Raw genomic sequence first — 18855 nt, forward strand, 5'->3', positions numbered from 1 at the left:
AAATTAGGCTTCATATTCAATTAACACTTGCCCTTTATCAATAGCATCCCCTCTGGCCACCAGCACCTTGCGAATCACTCCAGCTCTCGGTGAGAGAATATTGTTCTCCATTTTCATCGCGCTAAGGATGAGTAAAGCGTCTCCTTCTTTCACTTCATCCCCGGCCGCCACTTGAATATCAAGGATCAGTCCAGGCATAGGGGCCTCCAGTTCGTTGATCTGTAGTCCCTGACCCACGCTTAGGCCCATTTTCTCTATTAGCTCGTCCACTTTATCCAGCAGAACAACTTCGTAGGTGTTCGGCCCAATCCTGATGACATAGGTCTTATTCTCCCGATTGCCGGATTTAACCCTGGCAATTATGGATTCATTGTTCTGAATTACATGGTACGATTTATCTTTGGTGTCGATAATATCTAACTTGGATAGCTCTTCAATATTGATTTCTATTTGAGCCGATCCATTTACCGAAGCCTTATATGATGCACTCATAATTTGTTCGAATTTTAGAAGGCATAAAGATACGTATTGCTATGCTGCTATCAATGACGATAATCATAATAACCAATTCCTAATATTAAAGATCGTATTACCTAAACTTCAGCATAAAATAGTACATTTAGATTCGCTTTAATCGCTATGAAATACACAAAAGAAGAACGTTTTAATACCCAGGTTTTATCACGCTACCAAATCTACAATAGCGTTTTTATGACGCTACCGTTCGATGCTATAACCCGAACAGGTGTTTTATTACCACTATTCCAGGATGTTTGTGAGGCAGGTTTTCGGGAGAATAAGAACCCTACCGAGATCGTTACCGCCTTCTTTCAGCAGTTTACAGATCAACATTCAGAAAAGGAACAGATCAATTTGTTGTTTCGTTTCATTCAGTATATCGAGAGGCAGGTAGTATTATTTGATGCAGTAGAAGATGCGGCTTTTACCACTATCAATAACATGGACGGGATAGGTACTCTCCGAAATATCAAGGAAGAGGCTAACGACAAGAACAAAAAGGAGGAATTAAAAGACTATCTGAAGCATTTTAAGATTCGGCCGGTACTAACGGCACATCCTACACAATTCTACCCGGGCAATGTGCTGGGTATAATTACGGATCTCGCGAAAGCCATTGATCAGACCGATCTCGAATTTATTAAAAAACTACTGGCACAGCTTGGAAAGACGCCCTTCTTTAAAAAGCAAAAACCTACACCATACGACGAAGCGGTCCGACTCATCTGGTACCTGGAAAACGTTTTTTATCATTCTGCCAGTGAGATCTTTAATTACATCCGAAATCATATCTACGATGGAGAGGAGCCGGGAAATCAAATCATTCAACTTGGCTTCTGGCCCGGAGGGGACAGGGATGGAAATCCATTTGTCACTACCGAAACTACGCTACAAGTGGCGTTTAGATTGCGATCTACATTGCTGAAGAACTATTATCGCGACCTTAGAGCCCTGAGGCGGAGAGTCACCTTTGAAGGGGTTGATATTTTAGTCCAAAAATTGGAGGCCGAGGTATATGCAAACATCGCCCTTCAGCATGGAAAGATCACCTTGACGGCAAGTGATATTAAGGAGCAACTAAAGGAAATCAGAGCTATCCTAATTGCAGATCACCAGTCGCTTTTTGTTGAAATGGTAGATGATCTCATCAATAAAATAACGCTCTTCGGAATGCACTTCGCTTCCCTTGATATACGACAGGATTCCCGAATACATTCGGCAGTGATGGAGAAGGTTGTCGAGGCACACCCGGAACTTTTTCCGAAGGAATACGATTCCTCTTCAGAAGAAGAAAAGATCGATATACTTACTTCTGTCTCCGGCTCAATTTCAGAAGAAAACATTACAGAGGAGCTAGCGTCAAGAACACTGGGCTCGATACGAGCCATGAAAGTGATACAGGAAAACAACGGAGAAGAGGGCTGTAACCGGTATATCATAAGTAACAACCAGACTGCAGTAAACGTAATGGAGGTTTTTACTATGATTCGCCTTTGCGACTGGAACGAGCCTACAGTTGATATTGTACCTCTCTTCGAAACCGTAGACGACCTGCAGGCTGCTGCAGACGTCATGGAGTGCCTTTACACCAATCCACTGTACGCCAATCATCTTAAAAAACGCCAGAAGAAACAGTCCATCATGTTAGGTTTCAGTGATGGTACCAAAGACGGAGGCTACCTAATGGCCAACTGGAGTATTTTTACTGCCAAGGAACGGCTTACGGAAATATCCAGGAAGCACGGCATAAAGGTCGTGTTCTTCGATGGACGTGGCGGTCCGCCGGCCCGTGGTGGAGGGAAGACACATCAGTTTTATGCTTCTCTTGGACCAACTGTTGAACGGGAGGAAGTTCAACTCACCATACAGGGGCAAACCATCAGTTCGAATTTCGGAACTCGAGAATCCTGCCAGTACAACATGGAGCAGTTGCTGAGCTCCGGGATCACCAATGCGGTTTTCACCGATGAAAGTGAAATGACCAGAGAGGAAAGGGAAACCATGACTCAACTGGCTGAAGTTAGCTACGGTGCTTATTCTGATTTTAAGGCACATCCGATGTTCCTGCCTTACCTCGAGAGAATGAGTACGCTCAAATATTACGCAAAGACCAATATTGGCAGCAGGCCGTCCAAACGAGGCAAAGGAAGTGAATTAGTTTTTAGCGATCTCAGGGCTATCCCCTTCGTTGGCAGCTGGAGCCAGTTGAAACAAAATGTGCCAGGTTTTTACGGCGTTGGCCATGCCCTTGAAGAATTCAAAAAAGCGGGAGCCTTCGATAAGGTTAAGGCGCTTTACAACAATTCGTTGTTTTTCAGAACCTTACTCGAAAATAGTATGATGAGCTTATCCAAGTCGTTTTTCCCTTTGACAGCCTATATGAAGGACGATCCCGAATTTGGTGAATTCTGGACAATAATTTACAACGAGTACAGGAGAACGCGAGAGCTGCTACTTGAGCTTTCGGGATATGAGGAACTGATGGAAGACAGCAAAGCCATGAAAGCTTCCATAGCGGTTCGAGAACAGATCGTATTACCTCTGCTTACCATTCAGCAATACGCTTTGAGAGAAATTCAGAAATTAAGGAAGGAAGGTGCTTCAGAAAAGGACCTGGAAGTGTGGGAAAAAATGGTTACTCGAAGTTTGTTCGGTAACATTAACGCAAGCAGGAATAGTGCGTAGTAAAAGGAAAAGCTATAAGCCTAAAATTTAACGAACCGTTAACTAGGGTAAATTTCATTTGAACTGTTTAGAATACATATAATCCTAAACTTAGTTTACAATGAATACATTAAAAAAAATTGCCCTGCTTTTCATGACCATCTTTATTTCGGTAGTCGCTAGTTGTAGTAAAGATGATACCCAAGCGCCATTAGAAAATGGAATGGCAAATACAACGGTTTCGGCCTCAGCTAATTTATTCGCAGGAAGATCTTCGTTTTTGGAAATAGAATCATTTCTAATAAATATAAAAGAGATCGAACTTGAATTTGACGATGATAATTCCGGGAGCAATTCTAATGGAAACAACTTTAGTGACTTGGAATTGGAAGGCCCATTCGAGCTTTTCTTTACACCACAAGGTACCACAGTGCCCGTGGCAAATTTGCAAATACCACTTGGAGATTATGAAGAACTGGAGTTTGTAATCTCCAGGGGTAAGGATAGTTCAAGTGCACTATATGATAAATCAGTCTTACTTAGCGGAAACATAGACGGAGTCCCATTCCTGTTCTGGTATACATTCTGGGAAAAACTCGAAATTGATTTTGAAAATTCCCAAACCGATATTACTATTCAAAACAACGGTGAAGAAATTGTGTTTAATTTTGATCTAAGTGTACTTTTCAACAACGCTTTCGTTGACCTTACTTCAGCTCAAGATGGAAATGGAGATGGCATAATTGAAATAAGCAAGAACGATCCCGACGGAAACAACGACTTGGCCGACCGAATCAAAGACCTGATCAAAGAAAATATTGATCTGCTTGATGATTAGAGACATAAAAACCGGGCACTTTTGGTGCCCGGTTCAACATTATATCTTTGGAAAATTCTCCTTAGAAATCTACCGTAACGGGCTTCTCGCCGTCATCTCCTTCAATAGTTATGGTAACCTTTCCACTAGGTCTGGCTGTTGAGGTTACTTTCCTCCTGGCTCTGGCTTTTCCTTCCTCGTCTGTTTCAATCTTTACGGCACGCTCAATCCATCCCCATTTCACTTTTAATTCGGCTTCATTTACAGGCTCTCCCATACATGTGATGTTAACATTAACTTCTACTGTCCATCTGCCTGCCCCTCCAAGTACTTTTACTTCAGGTACTATTCCAATATTCTCAACCGAGCAATTGGTAACTTTTAAAGTAAGTTCAGGTATTTCATCTTCGGTAATTACTCCGTCGTCGTCTCCAAAACATGATGTAGCTGTAATTGCAAAAGCTATCAACATCATCAGTTTCCATACATCTTTAATTCTAATTCGTGTTTTCATCATTATTCATTTTTAATTACAGTCCAAATATGAAAAATTGTAATTCGAAAAATGATGCTATTATGTATTCCTTAGGAATGAACGAGTAAGTAGTGCTTTTGAATTAGAATTTGAAAGAAGCCGCTACAATGAGGTTGGTTCCTGCAGCTGCGATCCCGGAAGAATAAGGCCTGTAGCGCTGGTTTGTAATGTTTTCCAGCACAGCATTAAGCGTGAGAGCATTATTAACCTTATACTGTCCGGCAAGATTTAAGGTATACCATTTAGGCGAAAATGGATTGCCGTTCTCATCCTTAGCATAGAGGAAGTCGTTGTTTTGCTGGGACGGGGCGAGGTCCTCAAAATCGAATTGCCCGTTGTACTCGGCGAAGGCGTCCAGCTTTAGTTTCCCCTGTTTCCAGACTAGGTGTGAATTACCAAATTGCGGTGCGGCGTGGCGTATTGGATTTGTATTTCCCGCGTCATCTTCTTCAAAACCATCCGTGATACTATATTGAGAAGTGAGTTGGAGCTCTTCTGAAAAATTCACTTCCAGTCCCGCTTCAAAACCATATACTTCGGCTTTCGCAGCATTCTGTATGGCCTGAACATTACTCAATTCACCCTGGTAAATGATCTCGGTCCGTCCATCCAATTCGAAATCCCTGCGCACAAGCGCATCTTTCAATTGTGTTATATACCCTGCCAGTTCTATCTTCAGGATTTCACTGAAGTTCAGATTGGCTCCCAACTCGTAATTGTAAGCATATTCAGCTTCCAGTTCGGGATTAGGAACAACCACGCTGCCAGGTTCGCTGTCGAATATTTTCCCGACATCGTCTACATTCGGGGCCCGAAACGCTGTTCCAAAATTTAGTTTCCACCCAAGAATTTCGCTTGCTTGCCACGCAAATCCTGCACTTCCTGTTAATGCACCGGTGTCGATATTCGCTTCAGAAAAAGGGAAGTCATAAAAAGGCCCCTCAAATAGAGCATCCACAAGTATATGATTGTAACGCAATCCACCCTGGAACGAAAGGTCGTCACTCAGTTTGTACTGTAAACTGCTGTATGCCGCCATACTTTTCCAGGTAGCCCCATCAGGATAGCGGGAAACATCGGGCACAGAATTTCCCGTATTGATATTTGTTTGTTTTCCTTTGGAATTAACTTTGTTGAAAACATATTCAAGTCCGTAGAAAACCGTCGCCTTATTAAGTTTTTTGGTAAAATCGAGTCCGCCGGAAAACGCATCCACCATCTCGTCGTTTTCGAATAGAATAATTTCCCCGAAATCCCGATCGTTCCTGCTCTCCTCAAATTGCTGGTAGCTCAAGGTTAAGCGTCCTTCATCATAGAATTTACTCTTTGATTTGTGGGTAATCTGCAGATTTCCACTTAGCCATTTCTGTGGGCCGTAATACCATTCGGCAGAGCGCAACTCACCATCTCTACGCCTGTACAGCCTGTCATACCTCGGATAATCACTAGTTGTGGTATAGAACAAGCCCAATTCGAAATCCCAGTTAGAATCCGGCATGAACCGGATTTTCTGCATAGCGTTTATCTGGTTATAGCCCGTGGGAACCTCCACTCTAGGATCCGGATTAGTTACCACCACATCTTCACCATTTATTCGCTCCACATATTCAAGTCGCAGGTAATCATCCGGTCCGTATTTTCCCATTTTAAGATCGTCGAAGTCACTGAAAGAAACGGAGGTAAGAAAAGCCCATTCTTTCATTCCAATATTCAGTTCTACATGTCCTGTTTTTTCGGAACTTGCTGTGGCATATCGCCCGGTAACTTCTCCTGAGATATCCATCCCCTCTTTAAATGAGAATTTCGGGTCTTTGGTGTAGAAATTCATCACACCTCCCACGGCGTCACTACCATAAACTACAGAACCCGGGCCAAGAATTACTTCCGTTCTGGAAATGGAGAAAGGATCTATAGAAATTACATTTTGTACATTTCCACCTCTGAAGATCGCCGTGTTAAAGCGAACACCATCCACCGTGATAAGCAACCTATTGGTACTGAAACCCCGTATTAGCGGACTTCCACCCCCTAACTGACTCTTTTGTACGTAGACCTGGCCACTGGCTTCCAGAAGATCGGCTGCAGTAGGCGGATTGGTGAATGCGATATCTTCCGAGGTTAAGCTGGCAATTTGCTGAGGAACATCCCTTCTTTGTTGGCCAAATTTGGAAACCGAAACGACAACCTCATCCAATTGGCTGGGATCCTGCACAAGGTAAACCATTCCTCCGGAGGCAATAATTTCAAGTTTAATTTCTGAATAAGTTACATGGGATAGAAGCTGGAAAGTAATTCGTTCTTCATCTTCAAAATTCGAAATATCAATCCTTCCTTCGAAGTCCGTAATCCCGGTTTTAGAAGCATCTTCGTTGTATACCGCTACACCGTTAAGGGGCTGCCGACTATCTAAATCAAGCACCTGAATTTCCTGGGCTGAAAGAGTGAAGGTTAGTAAAAGTAAGAGGATCAGTATGCGATTTCGCACTATCAATTAAACAGCTGATTTAATACCAAAAGTGACTTCGGATTTTTATAGGCTTGCAAATGTAATTTATAATACAACAATATCAAATTTAATACTTCCGATCGCGTTGTTTTGGTTAGTTTGACTCGGTCTAGATCATCAAAATCTATGCCGAAGAAGCCTTTTAACGCCTCTACTTTCAAGCCTTCTTCGGAAGCGATTGCTCCCGGGCTGTCTTCAAAATACCCTTCCTGTAAGTTGAAGTATTTGCCGGCTACGGTGGTTACATCGGGATAAAACCCAAGGTAGGCAGTTAAATTCAGAAGAAATAAAATATGGAAATTGGCGATAGAGCTATTGCTGTCCAGCCAATTAAGCGATTTTTGTAAATATCCGAATAGTTGCGGGTTAGCTTCTTCTTCCTGAATAGACATTTTAAGCATTTCAGAGAGGAACATCACAATCGCAGATTTTACAACATCGGTGTGAAGTGACTGATATGGACGCAGCAACTTCACTTCTTTAATTCGTTCCAGAGTGCCTTTGTCTTTGTGAATTGCAGTAAGTTCGAGTTGTGTTAAGAGCTGAAAGTGGGAAGTCCTTACTTTGCCTCTCCGAGATTTCAGAACATTCCTGAGGAGATAACTCTTTAAACCTGAAGATTCTGTATAACAACTTACAATGAGGTCAGCTTCGGCGTATTTTACAGTAGAGAAGACAATGGCATTGGTAGTAACAATCATTAGCGAATGATCATGATCTTATGTACTTTGGTTTCAAGGGCATCTTCAGTAGTAATCAACACTAGGTAAACACCCGAAGCCACCTTATACCTTCCGAAGGCCATGGTGTCCCACAGTACGCTTCCTCCCTGGCTGGTCTCTTCGAAAACCAGGTTACCTTCGATATCCGTGATCTTCACATTGGCCTTTGCCGTAAGACCATCGATAGTGACATTTCCTGTGAAACCGGGTCGCACGGGGTTAGGATAAGAGTATACATCTTCCAGATTTTCACGGGGAGCTGTAGACGAGCCATTATAAGCTACCAATCCATTTATAGTAGCAAAATAGACAACCCCGGTGAAGGGATCAATTGCAATATCCTGAACATTGTTGGAAGGTAATGGGGAATTATCCTTAGTAAACCTCAGTAAGGTTTCTTGCCCATTGGAAGACAGATAGAAGACTCCTGAAGTTGCTGTGGAGATCCATTTGTTATTGGAACCATCCACCTCTATATCTGTCACAGAAAGCTGGAATAGCAATTCCTGCGGAACCCCGTCTTCAAGAATAATGATTGGTTGGGAGTCGACATCTGCTCCATCTTCGAAAAATCCTCCAACATTGAATAACACACGCAGCCCTTTAATACTACCAATCCATAACCGGTTTTGGCTATCAAATTCCAGCGCCCGAATGTTATTATCTGCCAGGTTCCCTGTGCCTACACCTTCGGTAATTACGTTCAATTGACCGCTGGACGGATCGAAGCCAACAACTCCTCCCTGGTTATAACCGAAAAACACATAACCTTCCCTGCTTATTCGTAGTTCACCCAATGCCCCTGAGTTAGCCGCATTTGGAATGATGTCTGTAATGTCATTTTTCTGAAAAGCCAGGCTAGGTGTCACCTGTATGAGTCCTTCAGCTTCACGACTTTGGGTAATCCAAAGGTTTCCATTACGGTCATAGTCTGCCCCGTATAATCTCACGTCCGTCCCATTCGGATCAATAGAATTAAGGTTACTGTTTGTATTGTCATAACGCCGTATTGGCTGTTCGTCTACGATTTGCAATAGACCCTTATTGTGGGAAGTCATAAAAACCCTTGAAGCGTCATTTGGATCGATAGCAACATTTACAATGTCATTGGTTTCGAAGATCTCCTCGAACTCAAAATTCGTCCAACTACCTTCTTTAAAATGACTAATTCCCTTATTGGTTGGTGGAAAGGGATTGAAATCTACATCTACTTCTCCAAATGCTACCCAGATTTGGCCAGGGGAAACATCAATGGAAAAAGGTCGATTGTCGATAGGGCCGTCGGGTAGTATTTGTTGTGCCTGGTTAGTTCCGAAGGGAATCGCAAGTAATCCATTCTCCTCGGTCCCGTAGTAAAAGGTGTTGTTATGCGTATATCCCGCCTGGCCCACCACATCAAAACCGGGAATATTCTGCACTGTGGCTTCCAGAACAAATCCTTCGGAAAAGGCCTCGATCGACCCTACCGTTGTAACCGTTAAGAGGTCTCCCTGAACTCCAAAATCCACCACCTGTTCATTGAAATCAGTTAGAGGAACAAAGCCCGCGTTCCCAATAAACTCCGAGACACGCCCATCGACCCTCATTGCATATACTCCATCACCAAGCGCTTGAACACCCAGCCAATTTGCGCCGTCATTTGTGAGAGTCCATTCCTCATAATCGATAAGGTTGGTATTGTTAACTAATGCCCTTCTTATTCCACCTTCAGCGGAGGAGGCGAAGATAAGATCACCACTAACGGTAGTTTGGGAGATATTGATCTGCGTTCCGAGGTTGCCTATGAAATAGGTGTCACCGAATTCAAGACGTTCAAGATCGTACACCGAAATACCAAAATCGGTAGCGATGTAAAGGCTTCCGTTATACTCATTAAAGTGATTAATTCGTTTTTTATTAGGTGGGATCGTTGGCTTGTCGAGGATATCTACCACTTTCAGTATATCCTCATCGCCATCGAGCACGATATCGATTAAGCCGTTCTCGTAACCGATCACTAACAGGTTAAAATTATCACTGTAATAAATGGCTGAAATAGACTCTCCGGACAATCCATTTACCGATGATAATGTTTCTATCTCCTGGGTGCTCAGGTCATAAGAAAAAATTGCGTTTTCAGCACCAACGTAGACTTTGTCGTTTCCCTGAGAGATGTCCTTCACAGACACATACGAAAAATAGCCCGTCCATTCATTCTCGAAATTTTGAGCAAAGCCCGAGACGGATAGGATAAGGGAAAGAATAACGACAAGTCGTTTCATGCAAATTTTGTTTGTCTATATTAACACGCTAAAATAGCATTTATTGCTGGATAGGAACTAAAAAAGGCTGCCATTACAGGCAACCTTTTTTAAATATATTCAGAATTGCAGTTTACACAACTCCCTGGGCCAACATGGCATCGGCGATCTTAACAAAACCGGCGATATTGGCTCCTTTTACGTAATCCACATGACCATCTCCATCCTTTCCGTATTTCACACAGGCAGCATGGATGTCGTTCATAATTCCGTGAAGCTTTTGATCCACTTCTTCACGAGACCAGCTCAAACGGAGTGAATTCTGAGACATTTCTAGTCCGGATGTAGCAACACCACCGGCATTAGAAGCTTTACCAGGAGCATAAAGTATACTCGCGTTTTGGAACACTTCAATTGCTTTAGGAGTTGATGGCATGTTTGCTCCTTCGGCAACACATGTACAACCGTTACTTACTAATGCTTCAGCTTCTTCTTTGTTCAGCTCGTTTTGAGTAGCACATGGTAGTGCGATATCGCAAGCTACACCCCATGGTCGTGCACCTTCAGTATAAACAGCAGAAGGATATTTATCGGCGTATTCCTTAATTCTTCCGCGTTTAACGTTCTTCAACTCCATTACATAGGCTAGTTTTTCTTTATCAAGGCCGTCTTTATCGTAGATAAATCCGCCTGAATCAGAAAGTGTTACCACTTTTCCTCCAAACTCCATTGCCTTTTCCGCTGCATATTGCGCCACATTTCCGGATCCAGAGATAAGAACCGTCTTTCCTTTGAAGCTTTGACCTTTAGTTTCCAGCATACTCTGGGCAAAGTATACCGTACCATATCCGGTAGCTTCCGGACGTATAAGCGAACCTCCAAACTCTAGTCCTTTACCAGTTAATACTCCGGTAAATTCATTTCTTAGTCGCTTGTACTGTCCGAATAAATATCCAACTTCTCGACCACCCACGCCAATATCACCTGCTGGTACGTCTGTATCGGGACCAATATGGCGTTGTAACTCCGACATAAAACTCTGACAGAAGCGCATTACTTCGGAATCGCTTTTCCCTTTGGGGTTGAAATTACTGCCTCCTTTTCCGCCGCCCATCGGCAAGGTGGTAAGACTGTTTTTAAATACCTGCTCGAAGCCTAAAAACTTCAAAATGCTCAAATTCACACTTGGGTGAAAACGAAGACCTCCTTTATAGGGGCCAATCGCCGAGTTGAACTCAACCCTATATCCTTTATTAATACGGGTATTGCCATTGTCGTCCTGCCATGGAACACGGAACATGATTACCCTTTCCGGTTCTGCCATGCGCTCCAAAAGCATTTTGTTCTGATATTTTTCATTCTCCTCTATAAAGGGAATAACTGCTTCAGCAACCTCTGTTACTGCCTGTATAAACTCAGGTTCATTGGGGTTACTACTTTCAACGGAATCGATGAAATCTTTTATACTTTGTTTCACTGGTATAAAAATTTAAGTTTATAATATGGTTGTCAAATTACTAGCTGCGAAGCGATGTTTCAAAGGCTTTGTTTACGGTCTCTGAAAACGTTTTCGTAACGCGGAGCAAATATAAGTTATCTGCAATTAAGGGAAATGATTTTTGTCAAATAACCTAAAAATAACCTTTAAATTTCCATGTTACGTATGTTTTTATATATTTGTTACGTCTCAATCTAAACCAGAATATGATGAATGCCAGATCATTGCTATTGGTGTTTCTCCTCCTAGCTACTGCTAATCAGGAGCTTCACAGCCAGTTTGGTTTCTCACACGAAATAGGTGTGATTACAGGGCCTGTAGCGTTCTATTCCGATTTCGGACAACGTAACGATTTCGAAACCAACAAAGGGAATGTAGGCATTGGTGTGGGCCTTATTCATTACATTAATTTCTCATATCGCGCTGATTGTAATTGCTACACTCGCGACGTCTATTTCAACGACCATTTCAAAATCAGGAATGAGATCGATTACCACGTGACCAATTTTGAACACTTTGGGCAATGGGTAGACCCTGATCGCACCAGTGAAACAGCGGATCAGCTGCGAGCTATGAAAGGAAAAAGCCGGGTATTCGATATAGGAACCCAATTGGAATATTTTCCACTCAGTATTAGAGATTTTGCCGCTGGAGGTTATAAAATTGCCCCATTTGGCTCTTTCGGAGTCCACTGGGTAAGTTTCGATCCTGAGGTTTATTCTGAATTAGGACCACTTAATTCACCTTTCACTACTCCGTTACCGAAGTATCGTGATGCCTTTCAACAGGAAGGAGACAGTACCTGGTCCATAGTAATGAGTGTGGGGATTCGTTACAAACTCTCCCCTCTTAGTGACCTTATGCTGGACAGTCGCTGGCAGTATTATTTCAGCAACTGGGTAGACGGTCTAAATCCTTCCGAAGAATTCAACGGAGGTTTTCCTGTGCCCGAAAATAAAGCAAACGACTGGATCTACTGGTTGAATATCGGGTACATTTATTACCTGGAATAGAAATAAAAAATATAAATAAAAAACCCCTTGAATCTTACTTCAAGGGGTTTTTTATTGGGGCTTATTCTATTATCCTATGGCTTGTTCCAGATCGGCGGTTAAGTCGGCCGCATCTTCTATCCCTACGCTCAAACGTATTAAAGCATCTACCACACCTGTTTTCTCTCTTTCTTCCTTCGGAATACTAGCATGCGTCATACTTGCCGGGTGTCCGGCCAGGCTTTCCACACCTCCCAGGCTTTCCGCCAGGGTAAAGATCTTTAGTCGTTCAACAATCCGAATAGCCTCGTCATAGTCGTTTCCTTTAGTCACAAAGGATATCATACCACCAAAATCATCCATTTGGGCCTTCGCAACCTCATGATTAGGATGCTCTTCGAAGCCGGGCCAATATACTTTTTCAATTTTTGGGTGATCCCGGAGGTATTCGGCCACTTTTTTTCCATTCTCACAATGGCGCTGTACCCTTACATGCAGTGTTTTTAATCCGCGTAACACAAGGAAACTATCCATAGGGCCGCAAACCGCACCGCTTGCGTTTTGTATAAAGAACAGTCTTTCGGCCAACTCGTCGTCATTTAACATCAAAGCACCCATTACAACATCGCTATGCCCACCCAGATACTTAGTGGCACTGTGCATCACTATGTCAGCCCCAAGGTCCATTGGGCGCTGCAGGTATGGAGTGGCGAAGGTATTGTCCACGGCCAATAAAATATTATGCTTCTTGGCGATACCAGCGCATTTCTTAATATCGATTATATTCATCATGGGGTTGGTAGGAGTCTCCACCCAGATCAATTTTGTGTTATCGTTGATGTAAGCTTCGATATTTTCCGCGTTCTCCATCCCGATAAAGTGAAATTTCACTCCGAAATCTTCGAAAATCTTAGTAAACAATCGATAGGTACCACCATATAGGTCGTTTGTAGAGATCACCTCATCTCCCGGTTTCAGCAACTTGATCACCGCATCAATCGCGGCGAGCCCGCTCGCAAACGCAAGTCCGTGTTTTGCATTCTCTATGCTGGCAAAAGCCCTTTCCAGTGCGGCACGTGTGGGATTCCCGCTCCTGGAATACTCAAATCCTTTGTGTCCCCCGGGGGTGGTTTGAGAATATGTGCTGGTTTGATATATAGGCGGCATTACCGATCCGTAAGCCGGATCAATATCGTGCTGTCCTCCGTGAATTGCTTTTGTATTAAATTTCATGGAATTGTTTAAAATTTCTGTTAACAAAAATACTACTTTAGATCGTGAATGTGAATTCTGTTGTATTTTTAACCGATGGTAAAACGACTTTTATTATTTGCGATTATCATATCGTTTTTTACGGCTTGTAAGAAAGAGCAGGCGCTTCTCATCAAACCGATGAATTTCAGTGAAAAAGTTCTCACTGGTTGCGACACAGGCTGTCCGGAAATAACAGTCAATTACGTATCGATAGAGGACCATAGTGAACGTTCAGAAAAGATCAATGCCAAAATAAATGAATTCATCATTGACGCCCTGTACCTCGGGGAAGAAGCAACTACATCATCGGCCAAGAACATAGAAGAGGCCGCAGAGGGTTTTGTTTCAATGTACAGAACCCACAGCGCCGAGTTTCCGGATATGCAATTAGAGTATTTTGCGGAAATTAGCGTATCTGAAACGTATCATTCGGAAGAATTACTTAGCCTGGAAATGAGACATTACTTATTCACCGGTGGTGCACACGGTTATGGTGCTACTTTTTTCGCTAATTTCGACGCCCAAACAGGTGAAGAGCTTGAATTTGAAGATCTGTTTACGGATATGGATCAGATCACCAAAATCGTCGAGAAAGCCTTCAGAATAGAACATGAAATTCCCGAAAATGAATCGATCAACTATACCGGTTTCTGGTTTGAAAACGACCAATTTTATCTCCCGGAGACTATCGGTTTCGAAGGTAAACATCTTGTTATGATCTACAATCAATACGATATTGCCAGTTATGCCGCCGGACCGATCGAATTGCAACTGCCCATTTCAGAAATAAAAAACTATTTAGCCATTACACTTCCATGAACTTGTTCTACTATTTAGCCACTTGTGATACCTGCCAACGTATCATGAACGACCTTAATCTCCCGGAATCTATTCAGAAAAGAGAAATAAAAAGTGAACCATTAACCGGGGAAGAGCTGGAGTCTCTTTACGCTTTATCCGGCTCTTATGAAGCTTTGTTTAGCAAACGCGCCCGTTTGTACAAGGAACGAAATCTAAAAGAGGCCAATTTACAGGAAGAAGATTTCAAAAGAATGTTGCTGGAGCATTATACCTTTTTGAAGCGTCCTGTGTTGGTATACAATGGCACTATTTTCATAGGGAATAGTAAAAAAAATGTCGAAGCTGCTTATAATGCCCTTCATCACAGCAAATGAATCCTCGCGCTCTTGCTCTTTTAGCAGCAACTGCTGCCAGTGCCATCTATGGAATTAACCACACCATTGCCAAAGGGCTTATGCCCGATATTATCGGCTCGTATGGGTTTATTCTTCTTAGAGTAAGTGGGGCAGCCTGTTTATTCTGGATCATTGGTTTATTCTATAAAAGCGAGAAGATCGAGCGGAAGGATTGGTTCAGAATCATTGCCTGCGCCTTCTTCGGAATGGTGTTGAACATGAATATGTTCTTTAAAGGCCTGGAGCTATCCACTCCCATTAATAGTTCGGTGGTAATCACATTGAGCCCTGTCCTGCTCCTTGCACTTTCAGCCATCTTTTTAAAAGAGAAGATCACATGGATGAAAGCAGTTGGTATAGGTCTTGGGTTAGCGGGAGCTTTGGTCCTTATTCTCTTCGGAATAAAAACGCAACCCAATGCCCCTAATATCCCATTGGGTAATGTGCTTTTCATTATAAACGCCGCTTCATACTCCTTCTACCTCATCTTTGTAAAAGCGCTGGTTGCTAAATACAGTTCCATCACACTAATGAAGATGTTCTTCCTATTTGCATTTCTTATAAACCTTCCAATAGGATTCAATCAATTTATGGAAGTTGACTGGATAGGGCTGGATTTTCAGGCTATATGGCAAATGGCCTTTGTTGTGATAGGAACTACCGTGCTCACTTATTTGTTCAACATCTATGCCCTCAAGCAATTAAGTCCGTCAACTATCGGTGCTTTTATCTATTTACAACCAGTGCTTGCCGCCACATTCGCTATCCTCGCAGGAGCCGATAAGCTTACACCACTTCGAATTATAGCAGCCGTTTTGATTTTCACCGGTGTTTTCCTTTCAACAAGAAAGGCAAAACCTAAGACTTCAAAGGTTTAGGGCTAACCGTTTCGGAACGCATATCCTTTTTTTCCAGCGTCCTGAAATCTGTTGTCTTTGGCATGCTGTGCATTTTGGATAGTAATTCTTCTGGTAAGGATATGAGCTTCCTGGTTTTTAGGTCTATCCATCCTCCCTTCATATCGCATGCCGCAATATTATCACCTTTATCATTGTAAAAGTTGTGAAGAAACTGGAAGAACATACCGTCTTCGCTTGCGCCGGCCAATTCAAAACTCACTTTGACTTTCCCATGTAGAGCTTCTTTAAAATAGTAGATATGCTCATAGAAAACCACAGGGCCGATATCGCAATTAACTAATGTATTATGATCTATACCATGATGCATCAGGGCGCTCATTCGGGTATGACTCATGTAGTTAACATAGGAAGAATTTGCCAGGTGCCTGTTGGCATCCAGGTCGTTCCATCGTATCTCAAATTCTTTCAAGTACATGGGTATTCTTTTTTGTTTTTTCTGAAATGAAATTAGTAACCGCCTCCAGGACGATTGGCCCTTTTAAAGTGTGGTCATGCTTAGTAGTGAACAAGGTTTGTATGTAGTCCCTTCCTGAAACTGCCTCTTTGATGGGTTCCAGGGGCGTGACTTCATCCGATTCTTCGTGTATCACCAGCACCGGTTTGTTTAGTTGTTTGAAGAAATTGGACATATTAATCTCCTGGTTAGGAATTTTCAATACCTCATCCGTTTTTATCTTGAGATTCCGAATCATCTTTTCTGAAAGACCCAGGATGTCTTTCGCATACTCGTATACTATCTCAATCCCTGAAGGAGAGCCCAAAACTACATAGCTACCCACACCTGCCGAAGACTTGTACAGGTATTGATAGGCCGCTGTGAGATTGCCCATGGAGTGACTCACCAGTACGTCGATGTTGCCTGTTACTTCGAGGGTGGCTTCGTAAGCTTCCCTGTATATCTCCAGGTTAAAATAATTCCCCTCGGAAACACCATGAGCAGGTGCATCCAGTGCGAAGCAAGTATATTCAGATGCGTCCAAAGCGTTGATATAATCCATCCATCGCTGTGAATTACTCATCCAACCATGCATAAAAAGTATCTTTTTCGGGCCACTTCCCCAGCGATGAAGAGCCGTTTTGTTACCAGCTACTCGCAACCAATGCGTTTCACCCGCACTAAAGAACAACAGTCCTTCCTCACTAACAGCTACCCTTTTTATCCTGCTGAGAAGATTAAAAGCGGTATTTCGAGTCAATCCTGGGAATAAAGGGGTAAGTAGGTTCAAAGAACCTCCGATCAATTTGGGTATTAATTTCTTCATAGACTTAAGATACCTATCGGTATCAATAACTTTAAATTTTTTTTAAACAGACAATTCTTCCACCAGTTTTCTAAGGTGATCGTTGGTATGCCTGATCGCATTTTTATTTCGTTCCAATTTACTCATCATGATCCCTCCTTCGAGGGTAGCAATAAATATCGTGCAGTAATAAGGGATGTCCACATCGGGGTGAACCTGGTGGTTCTTGATCCCATTTTCTATAAGCTTGGCAACTGCCGACCTCAACTGAGCCAGCATATTGTATGCTTGTTGACGGAGCACCGGGTTAGAATCGTCAGACTCCACCGCGGCATTCATTAAAGGGCAACCCCCTTTATACTGCGGTTCGTCCATGTAATTCTCAAAGAAAGAAAAAATTGCTTCGAACTTAGTTTTGAAAGTCTTAGCCTCCTTTATAGATACGCTTATCTCTTCAAACATTAACTTGGACAAACGCCTTAAGGCGTGTTGTTCCAGATCCTGTTTATTCTCAAAATGACGATAGATAGCTCCTTTTGTGTAGCCGGTTGCCCTGGTAATATCGCTTATGGATGTAGCTTTATATCCTTGTGTATTGAAGAGATCCGCGCTTTCGCGTATGATGGTGTTTCTTGTTGCTTCTGCATCTCGCATGGCACAAAGATACCGTTTGGTATCTAAATAACCAAACTGATTGGTAATTTCAATCTACCCAGATAATTATTATATATTTATCTCGAAAATATCCTGCTAACTCAGGTCAACAAAAGACTTAGTATCAATGCCAATAGTTTCCTCAACTTATCAACCTCCTGGAGCCTTCCGAAACGGGCATTTTTCTACCATTTATTCAGCTAAACTCAGGGTTTCGCCAAAATTAGCGCAAACTAGAGAACGGTTGGAACTTTCTGACGGGGACTTTATCGATCTGGACCTGTCTTTTTCAGAAAAAGAAACTAATAAGATCGCTGTATTACTTCACGGGCTAGAGGGAAATGCACAACGCACCTATATTAAAGGACAGGGCAAGGTGCTGGTTGAAGATGGCTGGGATATTTGCGCGGTGAATTATCGCGGCTGCAGTGGCGAACCCAACAGGAAATACCTTTCCTATAATTCAGGAAAAACAGACGATCTGGAAATTGTGATCGACCACCTGCTCGAAAAAGACAGCTACCAGAAAATTGTTTTGATCGGATTCAGCCTGGGGGGCAACTTATTACTGAAATACCTGGGAGAGCGTACCCACCTGCCTGCTCAAATTAAATGTGGAATTGCGGTTTCTGCACCTCTGAGCTTAAAAGGTTCCCTGGATTCCCTCAATAAACCACTTAATTGGCCCTACAGAACTCATTTTTTAATCGATCTTCGGAAGAAATACAGGCAAAAAACGCTGCTCTTCCCTGAAAAAGCAACTCGGTCCGAGCTGAAGGAAATAAAATCTCTCTTTGCCTTTGATAATATTTACACTGCACCGGCACATGGATTTAAAGATGCATTGGACTATTACGAGAAGAACAGCAGCTTGCAATTCCTGGACAAGATATCGACCCCGGTATTTATTTTAAACGCAGAAAACGACAGCTTTCTGAGTGCGCATTGCATTCCCAAAGAACTTGCATCCAATTCAAAAAACATCTATCTTGAAGCTTCGAAATACGGCGGACATGTAGGCTTCTACCAACCAGGAAATGTCTACTACAACGAAACCCGTTGCTGGAAATTTCTGAAAGAAAACATTTAAATCTTAA

17 protein-coding genes are annotated in these 18855 nt (G+C 42.6%); 7 read left to right on the forward strand and 10 right to left on the reverse strand.

Going from position 1 to position 18855, the window contains the following annotated elements:
• Positions 1–3: 3 nt before the first annotated feature.
• Positions 4–492 carry an acetyl-CoA carboxylase biotin carboxyl carrier protein subunit gene (locus J1N09_RS04395; RefSeq protein ID WP_265198408.1) on the reverse strand — a complete coding sequence of 163 codons (489 nt, stop codon included), beginning with the start codon at positions 490–492 and terminating at the stop codon, positions 4–6.
• 147 nt (positions 493–639) lie between these two features.
• Between J1N09_RS04395 and J1N09_RS04400 the strand changes: the two genes are divergently transcribed.
• Both J1N09_RS04400 and J1N09_RS04405 read left to right on the forward strand, forming a co-directional pair.
• On the forward strand, positions 640–3204 hold the full coding sequence (locus J1N09_RS04400; RefSeq protein WP_265198409.1) for a phosphoenolpyruvate carboxylase: 2565 nt from the start codon (positions 640–642) through the stop codon (positions 3202–3204).
• Between the two features lie 100 nt (positions 3205–3304).
• Positions 3305–4021, forward strand: coding sequence for a DUF4382 domain-containing protein (locus J1N09_RS04405; protein WP_265198411.1), 717 nt, complete (start codon positions 3305–3307; stop codon positions 4019–4021).
• Between the two features lie 61 nt (positions 4022–4082).
• Here the strand turns inward: J1N09_RS04405 and J1N09_RS04410 are convergent, their stop codons facing one another.
• The 5 genes from J1N09_RS04410 to gdhA form a co-directional block, all read right to left on the reverse strand.
• A complete protein-coding gene (locus J1N09_RS04410) occupies positions 4083–4517 on the reverse strand; it encodes a hypothetical protein (protein ID WP_265198412.1) in 435 nt (144 codons plus the stop codon).
• A gap of 100 nt (positions 4518–4617) precedes the next feature.
• On the reverse strand, positions 4618–7020 hold the full coding sequence (locus tag J1N09_RS04415; RefSeq protein WP_265198467.1) for a TonB-dependent receptor: 2403 nt from the start codon (positions 7018–7020) through the stop codon (positions 4618–4620).
• 2 nt (positions 7021–7022) lie between these two features.
• Positions 7023–7742, reverse strand: coding sequence for a DNA repair protein RecO (recO, locus tag J1N09_RS04420; protein ID WP_265198414.1), 720 nt, complete (start codon positions 7740–7742; stop codon positions 7023–7025).
• The gene (locus J1N09_RS04425) at positions 7742–10024 is read right to left on the reverse strand and encodes a two-component regulator propeller domain-containing protein (protein WP_265198416.1); all 2283 of its coding nucleotides are present in this window, start codon (positions 10022–10024) and stop codon (positions 7742–7744) included. The genes recO and J1N09_RS04425 overlap by 1 nt, the downstream gene beginning before the upstream one ends.
• Positions 10025–10136: 112 nt before the next feature.
• Positions 10137–11480 carry an NADP-specific glutamate dehydrogenase gene (gdhA, locus tag J1N09_RS04430; protein WP_265198417.1) on the reverse strand — a complete coding sequence of 448 codons (1344 nt, stop codon included), beginning with the start codon at positions 11478–11480 and terminating at the stop codon, positions 10137–10139.
• Positions 11481–11710: 230 nt separating this feature from the next.
• Here gdhA and J1N09_RS04435 point away from each other — a divergent pair, with 230 nt between their 5' ends.
• Complete coding sequence (locus J1N09_RS04435) at positions 11711–12514, forward strand: THC0290_0291 family protein (protein ID WP_265198469.1); 804 nt, start codon at positions 11711–11713, stop codon at positions 12512–12514.
• Between the two features lie 69 nt (positions 12515–12583).
• Here the strand turns inward: J1N09_RS04435 and J1N09_RS04440 are convergent, their stop codons facing one another.
• On the reverse strand, positions 12584–13726 hold the full coding sequence (locus J1N09_RS04440; RefSeq protein ID WP_265198418.1) for a cystathionine gamma-synthase: 1143 nt from the start codon (positions 13724–13726) through the stop codon (positions 12584–12586).
• A 75-nt stretch (positions 13727–13801) separates the two neighbouring features.
• Here J1N09_RS04440 and J1N09_RS04445 point away from each other — a divergent pair, with 75 nt between their 5' ends.
• From J1N09_RS04445 to J1N09_RS04455, 3 genes are read left to right on the forward strand one after another with little or no spacing between them, the layout of a single operon-like run.
• Positions 13802–14566 (forward strand): DUF3298 and DUF4163 domain-containing protein, encoded by a 765-nt coding sequence (locus J1N09_RS04445; RefSeq protein ID WP_265198420.1) that lies wholly within the window; start codon positions 13802–13804, stop codon positions 14564–14566.
• A complete protein-coding gene (locus J1N09_RS04450; protein WP_265198421.1) occupies positions 14563–14922 on the forward strand; it encodes an arsenate reductase family protein in 360 nt (119 codons plus the stop codon). The genes J1N09_RS04445 and J1N09_RS04450 overlap by 4 nt, the downstream gene beginning before the upstream one ends.
• Positions 14919–15821, forward strand: a complete 903-nt coding sequence (locus J1N09_RS04455; protein WP_265198422.1) for a DMT family transporter — start codon at positions 14919–14921, stop codon at positions 15819–15821. The genes J1N09_RS04450 and J1N09_RS04455 overlap by 4 nt, the downstream gene beginning before the upstream one ends.
• Here J1N09_RS04455 and J1N09_RS04460 read toward each other — a convergent pair.
• Genes J1N09_RS04460 through J1N09_RS04470 form a run of 3 tightly spaced genes read right to left on the reverse strand, consistent with a single transcriptional unit; the run spans position 15802 to position 17758 of the window.
• Complete coding sequence (locus J1N09_RS04460; RefSeq protein ID WP_265198423.1) at positions 15802–16278, reverse strand: acyl-CoA thioesterase; 477 nt, start codon at positions 16276–16278, stop codon at positions 15802–15804. The two genes, J1N09_RS04455 and J1N09_RS04460, sit on opposite strands and share 20 nt — an antisense overlap.
• Positions 16259–17125, reverse strand: a complete 867-nt coding sequence (locus J1N09_RS04465) for an alpha/beta fold hydrolase (RefSeq protein ID WP_265198424.1) — start codon at positions 17123–17125, stop codon at positions 16259–16261. Before J1N09_RS04465 ends, J1N09_RS04460 begins: the two co-directional genes overlap by 20 nt.
• A gap of 42 nt (positions 17126–17167) precedes the next feature.
• Positions 17168–17758 carry a TetR/AcrR family transcriptional regulator gene (locus J1N09_RS04470; protein WP_265198426.1) on the reverse strand — a complete coding sequence of 197 codons (591 nt, stop codon included), beginning with the start codon at positions 17756–17758 and terminating at the stop codon, positions 17168–17170.
• Positions 17759–18002: 244 nt separating this feature from the next.
• Here J1N09_RS04470 and J1N09_RS04475 point away from each other — a divergent pair, with 244 nt between their 5' ends.
• Positions 18003–18848: a YheT family hydrolase gene (locus J1N09_RS04475; RefSeq protein WP_321160795.1), complete on the forward strand. Its 846-nt coding sequence runs from the start codon at positions 18003–18005 to the stop codon at positions 18846–18848.
• The last annotated feature ends 7 nt before the right edge of the window (positions 18849–18855 follow it).

It is taken from the genome of Aureitalea sp. L0-47 (genome assembly GCF_026126405.1).
Taxonomy (GTDB): Bacteria; Bacteroidota; Bacteroidia; order Flavobacteriales; family Flavobacteriaceae; genus Pukyongia.

What these genes read in the sequence shown, in the direction of transcription:
- J1N09_RS04395 (WP_265198408.1), bottom strand. Translation starts at nt 492, where the DNA reads ATGAGTGCATCATATAAGGCTTCGGTAAATGGATCGGCTCAAATAGAA.
- J1N09_RS04400 (WP_265198409.1), top strand. Translation starts at nt 640, where the DNA reads ATGAAATACACAAAAGAAGAACGTTTTAATACCCAGGTTTTATCACGC.
- J1N09_RS04405 (WP_265198411.1), top strand. Translation starts at nt 3,305, where the DNA reads ATGAATACATTAAAAAAAATTGCCCTGCTTTTCATGACCATCTTTATT.
- J1N09_RS04410 (WP_265198412.1), bottom strand. Translation starts at nt 4,517, where the DNA reads ATGATGAAAACACGAATTAGAATTAAAGATGTATGGAAACTGATGATG.
- recO (WP_265198414.1), bottom strand. Translation starts at nt 7,742, where the DNA reads ATGATTGTTACTACCAATGCCATTGTCTTCTCTACTGTAAAATACGCC.
- J1N09_RS04425 (WP_265198416.1), bottom strand. Translation starts at nt 10,024, where the DNA reads ATGAAACGACTTGTCGTTATTCTTTCCCTTATCCTATCCGTCTCGGGC.
- J1N09_RS04435 (WP_265198469.1), top strand. Translation starts at nt 11,711, where the DNA reads ATGAATGCCAGATCATTGCTATTGGTGTTTCTCCTCCTAGCTACTGCT.
- J1N09_RS04440 (WP_265198418.1), bottom strand. Translation starts at nt 13,726, where the DNA reads ATGAAATTTAATACAAAAGCAATTCACGGAGGACAGCACGATATTGAT.
- J1N09_RS04445 (WP_265198420.1), top strand. Translation starts at nt 13,802, where the DNA reads ATGGTAAAACGACTTTTATTATTTGCGATTATCATATCGTTTTTTACG.
- J1N09_RS04450 (WP_265198421.1), top strand. Translation starts at nt 14,563, where the DNA reads ATGAACTTGTTCTACTATTTAGCCACTTGTGATACCTGCCAACGTATC.
- J1N09_RS04455 (WP_265198422.1), top strand. Translation starts at nt 14,919, where the DNA reads ATGAATCCTCGCGCTCTTGCTCTTTTAGCAGCAACTGCTGCCAGTGCC.
- J1N09_RS04460 (WP_265198423.1), bottom strand. Translation starts at nt 16,278, where the DNA reads ATGTACTTGAAAGAATTTGAGATACGATGGAACGACCTGGATGCCAAC.
- J1N09_RS04465 (WP_265198424.1), bottom strand. Translation starts at nt 17,125, where the DNA reads ATGAAGAAATTAATACCCAAATTGATCGGAGGTTCTTTGAACCTACTT.
- J1N09_RS04470 (WP_265198426.1), bottom strand. Translation starts at nt 17,758, where the DNA reads ATGCGAGATGCAGAAGCAACAAGAAACACCATCATACGCGAAAGCGCG.